The organism is Burkholderia territorii, assembly GCF_001718335.1.
Classification (GTDB): Bacteria; Pseudomonadota; Gammaproteobacteria; order Burkholderiales; family Burkholderiaceae; genus Burkholderia; species Burkholderia territorii.
This window is the reverse complement of record NZ_CP013366.1, coordinates 3,323,072-3,339,430: the sequence shown is the minus strand read 5'-3', so window position 1 is coordinate 3,339,430 and position 16,359 is coordinate 3,323,072. Positions and strand designations below refer to the sequence as shown.

Genomic DNA, 16,359 nt, shown 5'->3' with positions numbered 1-16,359 from the left:
CGCCGAACCTGTTCGGGGCGGCCCGTCGTTTTGCTGCATGCGTTATCGTGTGCGCGTATGCGTCGCACCGTCCAACGGAGGAACGAATGGCGAAACAACCGTCGCTCGACGATTTCCGCGTGCCGTACAGCACGCGCGAGAAGGAAGCCGCCGCATTCTCGCTCGATGCGTTCGATCCGGCCGCGAAGCCGTTCTCGTCGGGGTCGAAGGAGGCCGACCGCGAACGGCTGTCGGCCGTGTCGACCGAGCTCGACGTCCAGCAGGAACGCCTGCACACGCAGCAGAAGAAGCGTGTGCTGCTCGTGCTGCAGGGGATGGACACCAGCGGCAAGGACGGCACCGTGCGCGCGGTGTTCCGCGAGGTCGACCCGCTCGGCCTGCGCGTCGTGTCGTTCAAGGCGCCGACGCCGATCGAGGCCATGCACGACTTCCTGTGGCGCGTGCATCTGCAGGTCCCGGCCGCGGGCGAGCTGGCGATCTTCAACCGCAGCCACTATGAGGACGTGCTCGTGCCGCGCGTGCTCGGCGCGATCGACGGCAAGGAATGCGAGCGCCGCTACCGGCAGATCCGCGATTTCGAGACGATGCTGTTCGAGAACGGCACGACGATCGTCAAGTGCTTCCTGCACATCTCGAAGGACGAGCAGCGCGAGCGGCTGCAGGCGCGCATCGACGATCCGACCAAGCACTGGAAATTCGACATCGCCGATCTCGACGCGCGCAAGCACTGGGACGCGTACCAGTCCGCCTACCGCGACGCGCTCGCCGCGACGTCGGCCGAGCATGCGCCGTGGTACGTGATTCCGGCGAACTCGAAGACGCATCGCAACGTGATGATCGCCGAGCTGCTGCTGCGCACGATGACCGACATGAAGCTCGAATTCCCGCCGGCGAAGCCCGAACTCGAGGGCGTGAAGATCCGCTAGGCCGCGATCGTGCAAGAACATCGAACAGAACAGAACAGAACTGAACAACGGAACCCGACATGATGCGAGTGATTACCGCCAACCTGAACGGCATCCGCTCCGCCGCGAAGAAGGGCTTTTTCGAGTGGCTCGGCGAACAGAACGCCGATTGCGTGTGCGTGCAGGAAATCAAGGTTTCGGCCGACGACCTGCCGGCCGAATTCGTGGAGCCGCACGGCTTCAGGAGCTATTTCCACCACGCCGAGAAGAAGGGCTACAGCGGCGCGGGCGTGTACAGCCGCCACGAGCCCGATGACGTGATCATCGGCTTCGGCAGCAGCGAATTCGACGCCGAAGGGCGCTACGTCGAGGCGCGCTACGGCAAGCTGTCGATCGTGTCGGTGTACGTGCCGTCCGGCTCGAGCGGCGAAGAGCGCCAGCAGGCGAAGTACCGCTTCATGGACGAATTCATGCCGCACCTCGCCGAGCTGAAGAAGAAGCGCGAGGTGATCCTGTGCGGCGACGTGAACATCGTCCACAAGGAAATCGACATCAAGAACTGGAAGAGCAACCAGAAGAACTCGGGCTGCCTGCCCGAAGAGCGTGCGTGGCTCACGCAGCTGTTCGACGATGTCGGCTACGTCGACGTGTTCCGCACGCTCGATCCGCGCCCCGAGCAATACACGTGGTGGAGCAACCGCGGCCAGGCATATGCGAAGAACGTCGGGTGGCGGATCGATTACCAAATCGCGACGCCGGGCGTGGCCGCCACCGCGAAGCGCACGTCGATTTTCAAGGACATCAAGTTCAGCGATCACGCGCCGCTGACGGTGGATTACGACTACAAGAAGTGATCGCCGGCGCCGCGCCGCGCGCGTGGCAGTCGAGCCGTCCGGTCGCCGGATGCAGAACGGGCCGCATGTCGAACATGCGGCCCGTTTCGTCTGGCGCGTCGCTTACTGCTTGAGCGACGCCATGTCGATCACGAACCGGTACTTCACGTCGCTCTTCAGCATCCGCTCGTAAGCCGTGTTGATCTGCTGCATTGGAATCACTTCGATATCCGACGTGATGCCGTGCTGCGCGCAGAAGTCGAGCATTTCCTGCGTCTCGGCGATTCCACCGATCAGCGAGCCCGCGAGGCGGCGGCGCTTGAAGATCAGGTTGAACACCTGCGGCGACGGATGGTCGTGCTCCGGCGCGCCGACGAGCGTCATCGTGCCGTCGCGCTTCAGCAGGTGGAGGAACGGGTTCAGGTCATGCTGCGCGGCGACCGTGTTCAGGATGAAGTCGAAGCTGTTCAGGTGCGCGTTCATTTGCGCTTCGTCCTTCGAGATCACCACTTCGTGCGCGCCGACGCGCTTGCCGTCCTCGATCTTCGACGGCGACGTCGTGAACAGCACGACGTGCGCGCCCATCGCGCGCGCGAGCTTCACGCCCATGTGGCCAAGCCCGCCGAGGCCGACGATCCCGACCTTCTGGCCCGGGCCGACGTTCCACTGGCGCAGCGGCGAATAGGTCGTGATGCCCGCGCACAGCAGCGGTGCGGCGCCGGCCGGGTCGAGCGTCTCGGGCACGCGCAGCACGAACGCCTCGTCGACGACGAGCTGCGTCGAATAGCCGCCGTACGTGACGTCGCCGGTCACGCGATCCTGGCCGTTGTAGGTGCCGACGAAGCCGTTCTCGCAATATTGCTCGAGGCCTTCCGCGCAGCTCGGGCAGGTGCGGCAAGAATCGACGAGACAGCCGACGCCGACCAGCTCGCCGACCTTGAAGCGCGACACCTGCGGGCCGGTCGCGGTCACGCGGCCGACGATTTCATGACCCGGCACGACCGGGTAGATCGTGTTGCGCCATTCGTTGCGGGCCTGGTGCAGGTCCGAGTGGCAGACGCCGCAGTAGAGCACCTCGATCTGGACGTCGAGGTCGCGCAGCGCGCGGCGCTGGAATTCGAACGGGGCGAGCGGCGAGCGCGCGTCGGTCGCCGCGTAAGCGTAGGTTGTGCTCATGCAGGGGCTCCTTGTCCGGGAAAACGTCCGGCGAATCCGACTGCCGCCGCGTCATGTGGCGACGCGGCGAGACAGGTGCCCATCGTAAGGAGCGGGCGGCGTCGGCGAAATACACGAAGGTCTCGAAGATTTGCCTATTCCTCTCGAATTGCGCGCGAACGGCCGTCAAAGTGCTTTCAAGGTGCTACATTGCAAGCCTGATTCTCTTGCCGGACCGGACGACGCCGATGAGCTTCCAGCCCCTTTTCGACGACTCGGGCGACCGTGTGCGGCGCCGCATGATCGAGCTGCATTCGCGCCTCGCGCCGAATGAGGGCGATACGCTGGCGGCGCTCGACGGCGTGCGCTTCATCCGCGTGAGCCGCCCCGTGCCGCGCATGCCGGTGCTGTACGAGCCGAGCATCGTCGTCGTGTGCCAGGGCCGCAAGCTCGGCTACCTTGGCGAGCGCTCGTTCGTCTATGACGCGCAGCAGTATCTCGTGCTGTCGGTGCCGCTGCCGTTCGAATGCGAAACCTTCGCAAGCATCGACGAGCCGTTTCTCGCGATCTCGATCCGCGTCGATCTCGCGGTGATCGCCGAGCTCGCGATCCTGCTCGACGAGACGCTCGGTGCGGCGGTCAGCGAGCCGCACGGCGTCTATTCGACGCCGCTCGATGCGCCGCTGGCCGATGCGGTCGTGCGGCTGCTCGAGGCGCTCGCGTCGCCGCACGACACGTGCGTGCTCGGGCCGGCGATCATGCGCGAGATCGCGTACCGCGTGCTGACGGGCGCGCAGGGCGACGCGATCCGCGCGGCGCTCGCGCAGCAACATCATTTCGGCCGCATCGCGAAGGCGCTGCGGCGCATTCATGCTGACCTGAAGGCCGATCTCGACGTCGAGACGCTCGCGGGCGAGGCCGGCATGAGCCTCGCGGTGTTCCACGCGCAGTTCAAGCATGTGACGGCGACGTCGCCGATGCAGTACGTGAAGGCGGCGCGCCTGCACCAGGCGCGGTTGATGATGGTGCAGGACGGCCTCGGGGCGGGTGCCGCCGCGGCGCGGGTCGGCTATGCGAGCGCGTCGCAGTTCAGCCGCGAGTTCAAGCGGCTGTTCGGCCGCAGCCCGGGAGACGACGTGCGCTGGATGCGCGAAAGCGGCAGCCGGCCCGTCGAGTCGGGAGCCGGCGCGTAGCGCCCGGCTTCATGTGCCGCCGATGCGCGCCCGCAAAACCGCCGAGGGCGCCGCTCAGCGCCGCACGATCTTGCGCCGCTGCGCGCTGATGCCCGCATAGTCGGGCAGCGTGTCGACCCGCTTGCCGACGGCCTTCGCATACAGCGGCATCAGGTCCGGCAGGCGGTTCAGCAGATCCTGCCGCCGCGCGGCGCTGTACGGATGCATGTAGATGAAGCCCGATGTCCGGTTCGCGCGCGTGGCCGCCGCGAGCTTGTCCCACAGCGTTATCGCCGCGCGCGGATCGAAGCCCGCGCGGGCGGCAATGTCGCCGCCGATCACGTCGGCCTCGGTTTCGTCGGTCGGATCGTAGCGCAGCGTCTGCAGTCGCGCGCCGAGGTTCAGCGCCTGCGGCAGTGGATCGCCGACGCCGAACAGCGGCGGCAGCGCGGCCGCGCGCAGCGACGTTTGCGAGGCCGTGCCGAGATTGCTGCGCGCGTGTTCGCGCAGCGCATGCGCGATGCCGTGCGCGAGCAGCACGCCGAACTCGTCGTCGTTCAGGCGGACGCGATCGAGCAGCCCGCCGTACACGAGCACCTTGCCGCCCGGCAGGCACGTGACGCGGATGTCGCGCGAGCGGATCGCATTGACGTCCCACGCCCAGTTCTTCACACGATCGTTCCACTTCACCGAATACGGCGCGAGCTTCATGAGGATCGCGCGCAGCCGCTTCACGCGCGGCTGGTTCGCGGGCAGCAGGCGGTCGTTGTCGGCGGCTGCCTGCACGATCTGCGCGTATTCGCTCGCGGTCAGTTGTTCGAGCAGCGGCGACGGGATCAGCGTGCGGAACGCGATCGCATTGCCGTAGCGCACCTGCTGCGACGTCGGCGCATAGGCCTTCGCGGGCACGGCCGCGCCGCTCGGCTGCGCGGCTTCGGCGGCGGACTGCGCAACGGGAGCGGCGGGCGTGGCGGGCGCGGACGGCGCGACGACGGGTGCCGGCCCGGGCGCACCCGCACCGGCATCGGCCGCCGGCGCGCTGGCCGCCGCGCCGAGGGTCGCGATGCCGACGCTCAGCGCGGCGGCGGCGCGTGCCGCGCGACGCTGTCGATCATTGCGCACGGCTGGCCTCGCCGTTGCGCGCGGTGCCGTTCCACGGCGCGATCTTGAACAGCAGCAGCATGCCGGGGATCGCGAGCGCGGTGCACACGATGAAGTAGTCGAACCAGCCGATCTTCGCAACGATGAAGCCGCTCGCGGCCGATGCAAGCGTGCGCGGCACCGACGCGAGGCTCGTGAACAGCGCGAACTGCGTGGCCGTGTAGCGCGGGTCGGTCGTGCTCGCGATATACGCGACGAACGCGGCCATCGTGAGGCCGGTGGTGAACGTTTCGGCGGCGTAGACGAGCGCGAGCGCCACCGTCATCGGGCTCAGGTGCGGCGTAACCTCGAAGCCGAAGATCGACAGGAACGACGCGAGCGCGTGACTGGCCGCGACGGTGAAGTCGTAGAGCAGCGCGAGCACCGGCGAGCCGGGGCCGACTTGCGCGAGCCATGCGAAGCCGAGCGTCGACACCATCTGCAGCGCGCCGAAGATCCACAGCCCGCGGCCGATGCCGATCTTGACGAGCCAGATGCCGCCGATGATGCCGCCGGCCACGCTCGCGACGAGCGCGGTGGTTTTCGCGACGATGCCGATCTCGGTGCGCGTGAAGCCGATGTCGAGGAAGAACGACGTCGACAGCGTGGTCGCCATCGTGTCGCCGATCTTGAACAGGAAGATGAACGCGATGACGAGCAGCGCGCCGCTCCAGCCGTCGCGCTGGATGAATTCGCGGAACGGCAGCACGATCGCGTCGCGCAGGTTGCGCGGCGGCGCGCCGGCCACCTCGGGCTCGCGCACGACGAGCGTCATCAGGATGCCCGGCAGCATGAACGCGCCCGTGATCGCGAATACGACGTCCCACGGCATGTGGTCGGACAGGATCAGCGCCAGCGAGCCGGGAATCAGCGCGGCGAGCTTGTACGCGTTCACGTGCACCGCGTTGCCGAGGCCCTGCTCGGTGTCGCGCAGCAGTTCGCGGCGATACGCGTCGATCACGATGTCGGAGCTTGCGCCGAAGAACGCGACGAGCGTCGTGAGCGCGGCGACCGTCCAGATCGAGTCGCGCGGCGACACGAAGCCGAGCGCGGCGATCGCGCCGGCAACCAGCACCTGCGTGAGCAGCATCCAGCCGCGCCGGCGGCCCGGCCGCCAGCCGGGCAGGCGCGGGATGAAGCGGTCCATCAGCGGCGCCCACAGGAACTTCCACGTATACGGGAACTGGATCAGCGCGAACAGGCCGATTTCCTTCAGGTTCACGCCCTCGGAGCGCAGCCATGCCTGCACGAGGTAGACGAGCGTGAACAGGGGCAGCCCCGACGTGAAGCCGAGGAACACGCAGATCAGCATGTGCGTGTTCAGATAGGCGCGCCAGCCGGGATGATCCTCGTGAGCGGTGAGTGCGGGCGCCTCGTGTGGCGTTTTGGACATGGACAGGAACTGGGTAGCGTTGACTGATTGCGGCGGCAGCGCAGGCGGCGCGCACGGCGCGGGAGGGGCGGCCGCACGCGGAGTGCGGGCCGGATCATCCGTCAACGGCTCCCCGGCTCAGCTGCGCTTGACGCGGTAGACAGCAAGACTACCACGCCAGTTCGCTCCCCATCGAATCGGCTGGCCTTCGTGCAGCACGACGCGGTCGAGGATCGTGACGCCGACTTCGGGCGCGAGCGCCTCGAAATCCTTGATCGTCAGCACCCGGACGTTCGGCGTGTTGTGCCATTGGTAAGGCAGCGACTTCGACACCGGCATCCGGCCGCGCAGCACCGACAGCCGGTGCGCCCAGTAGCCGAAGTTCGGGAACGACACGATGCATTCGCGGCCGACCCGTGCGGTCTCGCGCAGGATCGCGGCCGTCTGGTGGATCGTCTGCAGCGTCTGCGACAGGATCGCGAAGTCGAAGCTGTGATCCTCGAACAGGCGCAGGCCGTCTTCCAGGTTCTGCTGGATCACGTTGATGCCGTTCTTCGCGCTCGCGAGCACGCCGGCATCGTTCAGTTCGATCCCGTAGCCGGACACGTCCAGTTCCTCGGACAGCAGCGACAGCAGCGAGCCGTCGCCGCAACCGAGATCGAGCACGGTCGAGCGCGGTTCGACCCAGCGGGCGATCGCACGGAAGTCCGCGCGTGCGGACAGGGAGTTCAGCGCTTGCTGGTTCATGCACCCACCTCGTTGGCGATTCGTTCGTAATACGCGCGCAGCAGGTTGTGATAGCGCGCGTCGTCGAGCAGGAACGCGTCGTGGCCGTGCGGCGCGTCGATCTCCGCGTAGCTGACCGTGCGCTTGTTGTCGAGCAGCGCCTTCACGATCTCGCGCGAACGCGCGGGCGCGAAGCGCCAGTCGGTCGAGAAGCTCGCGATCAGGTACTTCGCCTGCGTGTGTGCGAGCGCGGCCGTCAGGTTGCCGTCGAACGCCTTCGCCGGGTCGAAGTAGTCGAGCGCGCGCGTGATCAGCAGGTAGGTGTTCGCGTCGAAGTAGTCGGCGAACTTGTCGCCCTGGTAGCGCAGGTACGATTCGACCTCGAATTCGACGTCGAAGCTGAAGTTGTACGCGTCGAGCGCGCCGTCCGCGCGGCGCAGCGCACGGCCGAATTTCTCGGCCATGTCGTCGTCGGACAGATACGTGATGTGCCCGATCATCCGCGCGACGCGCAGGCCGCGTTTCGGCTTCACGCCGTGCGCGTAGTAGTCGCCGCCGTGGAAGTCGGGGTCCGACAGGATCGCCGAGCGCGCGACCTCGTTGAACGCGATGTTCTGCGCGGACAGCTTCGGCGTCGACGCGATGTCGATACAGTGGGCGACGCGCTCCGGATACATCAGGCTCCACGCGAGCGCCTGCATCCCGCCGAGGCTGCCGCCCATCACGGCGGCGAAGCGCTCGATGCCGAAAGCGTCGGCGACGCGCGCCTGCGCGTGCACCCAGTCCTCGACGGTGACGACTGGAAAGCGCGCGCCATACGGCTTGCCGGTCGACGGATCGATGCTCATCGGGCCGGTCGAGCCGAAACACGAGCCGAGGTTGTTCACGCCGATCACGAAGAAGCGGTTGGTGTCGAGCGGCTTGCCGGGGCCCACCATGTTGTCCCACCAGCCGGTGCTGCGCGGATCGTCCGCATAGATGCCGGCGACGTGGTGCGACGCGTTGAGCGCGTGGCAGACGAGCACCGCGTTCGAGCGCGCGGCGTTGAGCTCGCCGTACGTCTCGACGACGAGCTGATAGTTGCCGATCACGCTGCCGCTTTGCAAGCGCAGCGGTTCGGCGAAGTGCATGGTCTGTGGAGCGACGATGCCGATCGATTCCATTCGTTCCGCCTTATGACTGGGCGGCTAAACGGTGTCGGCGATGCGCGGAGGCGAAGGTGCGCGGCTGACGACCTCTTTAGCCGCATTTGTAGTGAACCGCCGGGACGAAGACGCATCAATGCCCCGGCCGGTTCGCGCGCCCGCAATCGAGTCAGCAAATCGGCGCGCTTCCGACCTGCCGCCAAGGTGGCCGCAGGTCGGAGGAGTATAGCGGAATTCCGTGCCGCGCGGATTTCGCGGGCCGGCCGCGCGCGGCTACTGCAGGATCAGCCGCAAATGCGCGTCGGCCTGCTCGCCGGGCGGTTTCTGGAATCCGCCTTTCGCGAACCGGTGCCACTTGCCGATCACGTAGCTGACGAGCAGGCTCGCGCGCGCGGCGGGATCGTAGTCGGCCGGCAGCACGAACGGCGCGGCGCCATCGGGCGCCTGCGCCTCGCTACGCGCGACCCGCAGGCACTGTTTGACGGTCGCCTCGATCCGGTCGAGCAGCTGGTTCACGCGTTCGGTGAGGCGCTCGTCCTCGCCGACCAGCGCCTCGCCCGTCAGCACGCGCGTCATGCCCGGATTCTTCGCGGCGAAATTGAGCATCGTCAGCGCGATCGTGCGCGCCTGCTGCACGCCGTTCGGCTCCTTCGCGACGATCTGGTTGACGAGCCCGAACAGCGCTTGCTCGATGAACTCGATCAGCCCTTCGTACATCTTCGCCTTGCTCGTGAAGTGCCGGTACAGCGCGGCTTCCGACACGTCGAGGCGGGCGGCGAGCGCGGCCGTCGTGATTTTTTCGGGCTTCGGCGCCTCGAGCATCGCGGCGAGCGTCTGCAGGATCATCACGCGGCGCTCGCCCGGCTTCGGGCGCGGGCGGGACGGTGACGCCTGTTCTTCCGTTACGGCTTGGTCCTGCGGGTAAGTCGGCTGCATTTCTGTCGCCCCGATCGTGTGCCCAGTCGGAGCGATTTTAACGAACGAATGCGCTGGTCGACATAATGCGGACGGCCGATGTTCGGCAAATGGCCCGGCAGGTGGCCGGTGATCCATACCGTGCCGATGCCGAGTCGCTTGTAGCGTTTCAGGTGGCTGCGGGTATCTTCGACGAGGATCGCGTCTTCGAGCCGCGCGTGCGCGGCTCGCAAGATCCGGCGCAACATCGTATGGTCGGGCTTCGCGCGCCACGTGCGACGGTCGCGCATGTGCTCGATCGCGATCACGCGCTCGAACAGCCGCTCGATGCGCAACTCGCGCAGCACCGCGCGCGCGTAGTTCTCGGGTGCGTTGGTCAGCACGAACTTGCGGCCGGGCAGCGCGGCGACGATGCGCGCGAGCCCGCGCTCGGCACGCAGCATCGCGGGCAGGTCGGAAAACGTGTGGACGACGCGCAGGAAATCGTGCGGATCGATCGGATGATGGCGCGTGAGGCCGAGAAGCGCCGCGCCGTAGCGCTGCGTGTAGCCGGTGCGCAGCCGGTCGGCTTCGGCGCGCCCGACCTGCAGCGCGTCGATGATGTACTGCGTCATCGCGCGGTTGATCTCCGGGAAGATCGCGTGCGATGCGTGATGGAGCGTGTTGTCGAGATCGAACAGCCAGACGGGCGCGCCGGCGCGCGGGCGGCTGCGGGAGATGCGCCGGCGTCGCAGCGACGCCGGCAGGTCGGGACGGGCAGTTGTGCGGCGCGCGCTCAATGCGAGCGGATCATCGTGCCGAACGGCTGCTCGGTCAGGATTTCCAGCAGCACCGAATGCTCGATGCGACCGTCGACGATGTGCACCGACTTCACGCCGCTCTTCGCGGCGTCGAGCGCCGACGAGATCTTCGGCAGCATGCCGCCGGAGATCGTGCCGTCCTCGAACAGCGCGTCGATCTCGCGCGCGGACAGATCGGTCAGCAGGTTGCCGTCCTTGTCCATCACGCCGGGGATGTTGGTCATCATCAACAGCTTCTCGGCGTTCAGCACGGTGGCGAGCTTGCCGGCGACGAGATCGGCGTTGATGTTGTACGAGAGGCCGTCCTCGCCGAAACCGATCGGCGAGATCACCGGAATGAACGCGTCGTCCTGCAGCGCCTTCACGACCGCCGGGTTGATCGCCTCGACTTCGCCGACCTGGCCGATGTCGATGTACTGGCCCGGGTTGTCGCGGTCCGGCATCAGCAGCTTGCGTGCGTGGATCAGGCCGCCGTCCTTGCCCGTGAGGCCCACCGCGTGGCCGCCGAAGTGGTTGATCAGCATCACGATGTCCTGCTGGACCTCGCCGCCCAGCACCCATTCGACGACTTCCATCGTCTCTTCGTCGGTTACGCGCATGCCCTGGATGAAGGTGCCGGCCTTGCCGATCTTCTTCAGCGCGTGATCGATCTGCGGACCGCCGCCGTGGACGATCACCGGATTGATGCCGACCAGTTTCAGCAGGATCACGTCGCGCGCGAAGCCTTGCTTGAGCCGTTCTTCCGTCATCGCGTTGCCGCCGTATTTGATGACCACCGTCTTGCCGTGGTACCGGCGGATGTACGGCAGCGCCTCGGCGAGGATTTCTGCCTTCAGCGTGGGGGCGATCTGCGAGAGGTCGATGGGCTCGGACATGGCGGCGGCTCTGGCTGGGAACGGTTGAAACAGGGCGAATTGTACAGGAGTGGCGCAGCGCAGCATGGGGTTTTTGGGCTGGCCGGACGGCCGATTGCGCGGGCCGGCCGCCAGCCGCGGCGGCCCGCCGGCCATGGCGCGGGACCTTGCACGGGACCCGCGCGACGCAGGGGCGGACCGCGCGGCGGGCGGCGTCGGCGGCGCGCATCGGCCGACCGGCCGACGTGCAAAATCCGTCCGTCGCGCTATGCTTGTCGCGTAGGGTGACGTTCATGCCCGCTTTCCGCCCTTCCGCGTTTCCGCCATGACCGATACCGCCGCCGACGCACGTTCGACTCCCGGCCGCGCGCGTTGCCCGCACTGCGGGCGCGGCTTCGACTGCGGCGCCCGCACGCAGCCGTTCGACTGCTGGTGCGCGTCGATGCCGACCTTGTCCGGCGGCGCGCCGCCGGCGCCCGGTACGCGCTGCCGCTGCCCCGAGTGTCTCGCCGACGAGATCGCCCGCAGCATGGCGCGCGCGGGCGGCTGACGGCGCGGGCCTGTTGCAAGCCGGTTCGGCGCACGCCCGCCCGGCGCGCCCGCTCGGCGCGCCCGTCCGTCCGCACTGGTCCGGCCCCCGGTAGAGGTGCCGGGCGCTAAACGGGTAAACTGCTCGGATGCAACGAATTACCACCACCGGGCGCGTCAACCTCAGCCACCTGTTCTGGCTGCGCAATCTCGCGATCATCGGCCAGCTCGTGACGATCGGCGTCGTGCAGACCTATTTCGGCGTGCATCTGCCGTTGCCGGCGATGCTGATGGTCATCGCGCTCGAAATCGTTTTCAACGCGCTGACCTGGGTGCGCGTGCTGCGCGCGCGCCCGGAGACCAATTTCGAGCTGCTCGGCCAGCTGTGGGTCGACCTCGGCGCGCTGTCGGCGCTGCTGTTCCTGTCGGGCGGCACGACCAATCCGTTCGTGTCGCTGTACCTGCCGTCGCTCGCGATCGCGGCGGCCGTGCTGCCGTGGCACCTGATGATCTGGCTCGCGGCGTTCGCGGTCGCGTGCTACGCGGCGCTCGGCTTCGATTCGGTGCCGCTCAACATGGACAACCCGGCGAACCTGTTCGACTACTACCGCACGGGCATGTGGGTGAACTTCATGGTCAGCGTCGGGCTGATCGCGTGGTTCGTCGCGCGCATGTCGAATGCGTTGCGCCAGCGCGATGCGGCGCTCGGCGAAGCGCAGGCGCATCTGCTGCGCGACGAGCGGGCGGTTGCGCTCGGCGTGCAGGCCGCCACCGTCGCGCACGAGATGGGTACGCCGCTGTCGACGATCGCGATGCTCGCGGAGGAGCTGCGCGACGCGGCACGCGCCGATCCGGGGCTCGCGCGCTACGAGGCCGACCTGAAGGTGCTGGAAGAACAGATGACGCTCTGCACGTCGGCGCTCGCGCGCCTGCGCAGCCGGGCGAGCGCGCCGGCGAGCCGCCAGCCGGTGGACGACTGGCTCGACACGTTCGTCGAGCACTGGCGCCTGCGGCATCCGCACGTGCAGTTCGAACTGCTCGGCGCGCGCCCGTCGGGCGTCGGCCTCGACGATACCGTCGCGGCCGGCCAGATCCTGACGATCCTGCTCGACAACGCCGCGCGGGCGAGCCCGCACCGCGTGACGCTGGCCGCGAAGCTCGCGCACCACGAGCGCGCCGCGGACCGGATCGAATTCGAGGTCTGCGACGACGGCCCCGGCATCCCGGCCGCGTTGCGGGACTCGCTCGGCTCGATGCCGGTCGACAGCACGCAGGGCGGGCACGGGGTCGGCCTGTACCTTGCGTTCAGCGCGGCCGTGCGGCTGGGCGGCGAGATCGAGCTGTCCGATGTCGCGCCGCGCGCGACGGGCGGCAACGGGCGCGCCGGCGGCGCGAACGGACACGCGGCAACCGCGTCGGGCCAGCGCGCGACCGAACGCGCGGCGGCCACGCCGGACAGCCGCCCGGCCGGCACCCCCGGCCGCGGCACGCGCGCGGTGCTGCGCCTGCCGGTGACGCGTATCGCGGTGCCGGCCGCCTCAACCAACACGTAGACGGAGAAACCACATGAGCGAGAACAATTTCCTGGTGATCGACGACAACGAGGTGTTCGCGGGCACGCTCGCGCGCGGCCTCGAGCGCCGCGGTTACGCGGTCCAGCAGGCGCACGACAAGGAGGCGGCGCTGCGGTTGGCGGCCGGCGGCAAGTTCCAGTTCATCACCGTCGACCTGCATCTCGGCAACGATTCGGGCCTGAGCCTGATCGCGCCGCTGTGCGACCTGCAGCCCGACGCGCGGATTCTCGTGCTGACCGGCTACGCGAGCATCGCGACCGCCGTGCAGGCGGTGAAGGAAGGCGCCGACAACTATCTGGCGAAGCCCGCGAACATCGAGTCGATCCTGGCCGCGCTGCAGACCAACGCGAGTGAAGTGCAGGCCGACGAGGCGCTCGAGAATCCGGTGGTGCTGTCGGTCGACCGGCTCGAATGGGAGCACATCCAGCGCGTGCTGGCGGAGAACAACAACAACATCTCGGCGACCGCGCGCGCGCTGAACATGCACCGCCGCACGCTGCAACGCAAGCTCGCGAAGAAGCCGGTGCGGCAGTAACGGGCGCGGCGGCATCGCCGGGCGCACCAACGAAAACGGGCGGCTCCAAGGAGCCGCCCGTTTCGCGTTCCACACCGCGCGCGTTACAGCACGTAGCGCGACAGGTCTTCGTCCTGCGCCACTTCGCCGAGCGCGCGATCGACGTATTTCGCATCGATCGTCACGCGCTCGCCGGCATGATTGCCGGCCGAGAACGACACTTCCTCGAGCAGCTTCTCGATCACCGTGTACAGGCGGCGCGCACCGATGTTCTCGGTTTTCTCGTTGACCGCGTACGCGATCTCGGCGAGGCGGCGGATGCCGTCCTCGGCGAACTCGAGCTCCACGTCCTCGGTGGCGAGCAGCGCCTGGTACTGCTTGACGAGGCTCGCGTCGGTCGCGACGAGGATCGCCTCGAAATCCTTCACCGACAGCGAGTCGAGCTCGACCCGGATCGGAAAGCGCCCCTGCAGTTCGGGAATCAGGTCGCTCGGCTTCGCGAGATGGAACGCGCCGCTCGCGATGAACAGGATGTGATCGGTCTTCACCATCCCGTACTTCGTGTTGACCGTCGTGCCCTCGACGAGCGGGAGCAGGTCGCGCTGCACGCCTTGGCGCGACACTTCGCCGCCGCTGCCTTCGTTGTTGCGCGACGTGATCTTGTCGATCTCGTCGAGGAACACGATGCCGTTCTGCTCGACGTTCTGCACGGCCTTCGTCTTCACTTCCTCGTCGTTGAGCATCTTCGCCGCTTCCTCGTCGGTCAGCAGCTTCAGCGCTTCCTTGATCTTCACCTTGCGGCGCTGCTTCTTGCCGCTGCCGAGGTTCGAGAACATCGAGCGGATCTGCTCGGTCATCTCTTCCATCCCCGGCGGCGCCATGATGTCCATGCCCACCGACGGCTGCTCGAGGTCGAGCTCGACTTCCTTGTCGTCGAGCTGGCCTTCGCGCAGGCGCTTGCGGAAGGTCTGGCGCGTCGCGTTGTTGTCGTCGTTCGCGTGGTCCGCGTTGCCGCCGAAGCCCACCGCGCGCGGTTGCGGCAGCAGGATGTCGAGGATGCGGTCCTCCGCCTGGTCGGTCGCCTTGCTGCGCACCTTGCGCATCTCGGATTCGCGCGTCTGCTTGACGGAGATCTCGATCAGGTCGCGCACGATGCTGTCGACGTCGCGGCCGACATAGCCGACTTCGGTGAACTTGGTCGCCTCGATCTTGATGAACGGCGCGTCGGCGAGCTTTGCGAGGCGGCGCGCGATTTCGGTCTTGCCGACGCCCGTCGGCCCGATCATCAGGATGTTCTTCGGCGTGATTTCCTGGCGCAGCGGCTCGGCGACCTGCTGGCGGCGCCAGCGGTTGCGCAACGCGACGGCCACCGCCTTCTTCGCCTTGTCCTGGCCGATGATGTGCTTGTCGAGTTCCGAGACGATCTCGGCAGGGGTCATGGTGCTCATGGTGCGGTCCTTACTCGATCGTTTCGATGATGCGGTTGTGGTTCGTGTAGATGCACATGTCGCCGGCGATCTCGAGCGACTTCTCGACGATCTCGCGCGGGGACAGCTCGGTGTTCTCCGCGAGCGCGCGGGCCGCGGCCTGCGCGTAGGCGCCGCCCGAACCGATCGCACAGATGCCGCCTTCCGGGTCGAGCACGTCGCCGTTGCCGGTGATGACGAGCGTGGTGGTCGCATCGGCCGTGATCAGCATCGCCTCGAGGCGGCGCAGCATCCGGTCGGTGCGCCAGTCCTTCGCCAGTTCGACGGCCGCGCGGGTCAGGTTGCCCTGGTGCTTCTCGAGCTTCGCCTCGAAGCGATCGAGCAGCGAGAACGCATCGGCGGTGCCGCCCGCGAATCCGACCAGAACCTGGTTGTTGTAGATTCGCCGCACTTTCCGCGCGCCACCCTTCATGACGATGTTGCCGAGGGTTACCTGGCCGTCGCCGCCGAGCGCGACCTTGTCGCCGCGCCGGACCGAAACGATGGTCGTGCCGTGAAATTGCTCCATCTGCGTTCCTTGAGAAAAACGGGGAAGAGTCGGGCGGCGCGTGGCGCCGCCGCGTGAATCGCAGTGCGCCGGGGAGCGGCCCGGCGCGCATCCGTTTCATTTTAGGGCGGGCGCCGGGATATCAAGAGGGGCGGGCAAATCGGCCGGCGGGCCGGGAGGCGCGCCGGAAAAACAAAAAGCGCGCGGCAGGCCGCGCGCTTTCGGGAAGCAGCGTGTCGGAGCGGAACGCCGCTCGATCAGTCGCCGAACAGCTTCTGGCGCAGCTCGCGGCGCTCTTGCGCCTCGAGCGACAGCGTCGCCGTCGGACGCGCGAGCAGGCGCGGGATGCCGATCGGTTCGCCGGTTTCCTCGCACCAGCCGTAATCGCCGGAATCGATGCGGGCGAGCGACTGCTGAACCTTCTTGAGGAGCTTGCGTTCGCGATCGCGCGTGCGCAGCTCGAGCGCGTGCTCTTCCTCGATCGTCGCGCGATCGGCGGGATCGGGCACGATCACCGTCTCGCGCAGGTTCTCGGTCGTCTGGCCTGCGTTCTTGAGGATGTCCGCCTGCAACTGTTCGAGCCGATTTTTGAAGAAGGCGAGCTGATCCTCATTCATGTAATCCTTGTCGCTCATCTTCAGGATTTCGGCTTCGGTCAAGAGTTTCTTCGTCATCTGCTTGCTTCTTCAATGTGCGGCAAATCAGGAGATATTGCCTGCACTTTGGGATTACCCGCAACTGCGCTTGCAATC

Annotated in this window: 17 protein-coding genes; 6 read left to right on the top strand and 11 right to left on the bottom strand. The window is 67.5% G+C overall.

Annotation, left to right across the window (positions count from 1 at the left end; all coding sequences use genetic code 11):
* The first annotated feature begins 86 nt into the window (after positions 1-86).
* Positions 87-926 (top strand): polyphosphate kinase 2 family protein, encoded by an 840-nt coding sequence (locus WS51_RS25900; RefSeq protein WP_059448427.1) that lies wholly within the window; start codon positions 87-89, stop codon positions 924-926.
* A 59-nt stretch (positions 927-985) separates the two neighbouring features.
* On the top strand, positions 986-1,759 hold the full coding sequence (locus tag WS51_RS25895; protein ID WP_059448428.1) for an exodeoxyribonuclease III: 774 nt from the start codon (positions 986-988) through the stop codon (positions 1,757-1,759).
* A gap of 102 nt (positions 1,760-1,861) precedes the next feature.
* Here the strand turns inward: WS51_RS25895 and WS51_RS25890 are convergent, their stop codons facing one another.
* Positions 1,862-2,914 (bottom strand): NAD(P)-dependent alcohol dehydrogenase, encoded by a 1,053-nt coding sequence (locus WS51_RS25890; protein WP_059798852.1) that lies wholly within the window; start codon positions 2,912-2,914, stop codon positions 1,862-1,864.
* Positions 2,915-3,141: 227 nt separating this feature from the next.
* Here WS51_RS25890 and WS51_RS25885 point away from each other — a divergent pair, with 227 nt between their 5' ends.
* Positions 3,142-4,086 (top strand): AraC family transcriptional regulator, encoded by a 945-nt coding sequence (locus WS51_RS25885; protein ID WP_059504587.1) that lies wholly within the window; start codon positions 3,142-3,144, stop codon positions 4,084-4,086.
* Positions 4,087-4,140: 54 nt separating this feature from the next.
* Here WS51_RS25885 and WS51_RS25880 read toward each other — a convergent pair whose 3' ends face one another.
* The 7 genes from WS51_RS25880 to argB all read right to left on the bottom strand — a co-directional run bounded on the left by WS51_RS25880 (position 4,141) and on the right by argB (position 11,038).
* Positions 4,141-5,187, bottom strand: a complete 1,047-nt coding sequence (locus WS51_RS25880) for a M48 family metallopeptidase (protein WP_059448431.1) — start codon at positions 5,185-5,187, stop codon at positions 4,141-4,143.
* Positions 5,177-6,598 (bottom strand): AmpG family muropeptide MFS transporter, encoded by a 1,422-nt coding sequence (locus WS51_RS25875; protein ID WP_059448432.1) that lies wholly within the window; start codon positions 6,596-6,598, stop codon positions 5,177-5,179. The genes WS51_RS25880 and WS51_RS25875 overlap by 11 nt, the downstream gene beginning before the upstream one ends.
* A gap of 117 nt (positions 6,599-6,715) precedes the next feature.
* Entirely contained in the window at positions 6,716-7,324 is a 609-nt protein-coding gene (metW, locus tag WS51_RS25870) for a methionine biosynthesis protein MetW (RefSeq protein WP_059448433.1), read from the bottom strand.
* Entirely contained in the window at positions 7,321-8,466 is a 1,146-nt protein-coding gene (metX, locus tag WS51_RS25865; protein WP_059504457.1) for a homoserine O-succinyltransferase MetX, read from the bottom strand. The genes metW and metX overlap by 4 nt, the downstream gene beginning before the upstream one ends.
* A 255-nt stretch (positions 8,467-8,721) precedes the next feature.
* Positions 8,722-9,384 (bottom strand): nucleoid occlusion factor SlmA, encoded by a 663-nt coding sequence (gene slmA / locus WS51_RS25860; RefSeq protein WP_059448435.1) that lies wholly within the window; start codon positions 9,382-9,384, stop codon positions 8,722-8,724.
* Positions 9,351-10,142 (bottom strand): pyrimidine 5'-nucleotidase, encoded by a 792-nt coding sequence (locus WS51_RS25855; protein ID WP_059798853.1) that lies wholly within the window; start codon positions 10,140-10,142, stop codon positions 9,351-9,353. The genes slmA and WS51_RS25855 overlap by 34 nt, the downstream gene beginning before the upstream one ends.
* Complete coding sequence (gene argB, locus WS51_RS25850; protein WP_006490510.1) at positions 10,139-11,038, bottom strand: acetylglutamate kinase; 900 nt, start codon at positions 11,036-11,038, stop codon at positions 10,139-10,141. The genes WS51_RS25855 and argB overlap by 4 nt, the downstream gene beginning before the upstream one ends.
* Positions 11,039-11,342: 304 nt before the next feature.
* On the opposite strand from argB, the gene WS51_RS25845 reads away from it, so the two are divergent.
* From WS51_RS25845 to WS51_RS25835, 3 genes are all read left to right on the top strand, one after another.
* Positions 11,343-11,567, top strand: a complete 225-nt coding sequence (locus tag WS51_RS25845; protein ID WP_059504461.1) for a cysteine-rich CWC family protein — start codon at positions 11,343-11,345, stop codon at positions 11,565-11,567.
* Positions 11,568-11,694: 127 nt separating this feature from the next.
* Positions 11,695-13,098 carry an ATP-binding protein gene (locus tag WS51_RS25840; RefSeq protein WP_060136170.1) on the top strand — a complete coding sequence of 468 codons (1,404 nt, stop codon included), beginning with the start codon at positions 11,695-11,697 and terminating at the stop codon, positions 13,096-13,098.
* Between the two features lie 13 nt (positions 13,099-13,111).
* The gene (locus WS51_RS25835) at positions 13,112-13,654 is read left to right on the top strand and encodes a response regulator transcription factor (RefSeq protein ID WP_059448439.1); all 543 of its coding nucleotides are present in this window, start codon (positions 13,112-13,114) and stop codon (positions 13,652-13,654) included.
* Between the two features lie 83 nt (positions 13,655-13,737).
* Here WS51_RS25835 and hslU read toward each other — a convergent pair whose 3' ends face one another.
* From hslU to dksA, 3 genes are all read right to left on the bottom strand, one after another.
* Positions 13,738-15,081: an ATP-dependent protease ATPase subunit HslU gene (gene hslU, locus WS51_RS25830; RefSeq protein WP_059448440.1), complete on the bottom strand. Its 1,344-nt coding sequence runs from the start codon at positions 15,079-15,081 to the stop codon at positions 13,738-13,740.
* Between the two features lie 10 nt (positions 15,082-15,091).
* The gene (gene hslV / locus WS51_RS25825; protein WP_006760749.1) at positions 15,092-15,628 is read right to left on the bottom strand and encodes an ATP-dependent protease subunit HslV; all 537 of its coding nucleotides are present in this window, start codon (positions 15,626-15,628) and stop codon (positions 15,092-15,094) included.
* Positions 15,629-15,864: 236 nt separating this feature from the next.
* Entirely contained in the window at positions 15,865-16,281 is a 417-nt protein-coding gene (gene dksA, locus WS51_RS25820; RefSeq protein ID WP_006477498.1) for an RNA polymerase-binding protein DksA, read from the bottom strand.
* Between the last annotated feature and the right edge of the window lie 78 nt (positions 16,282-16,359).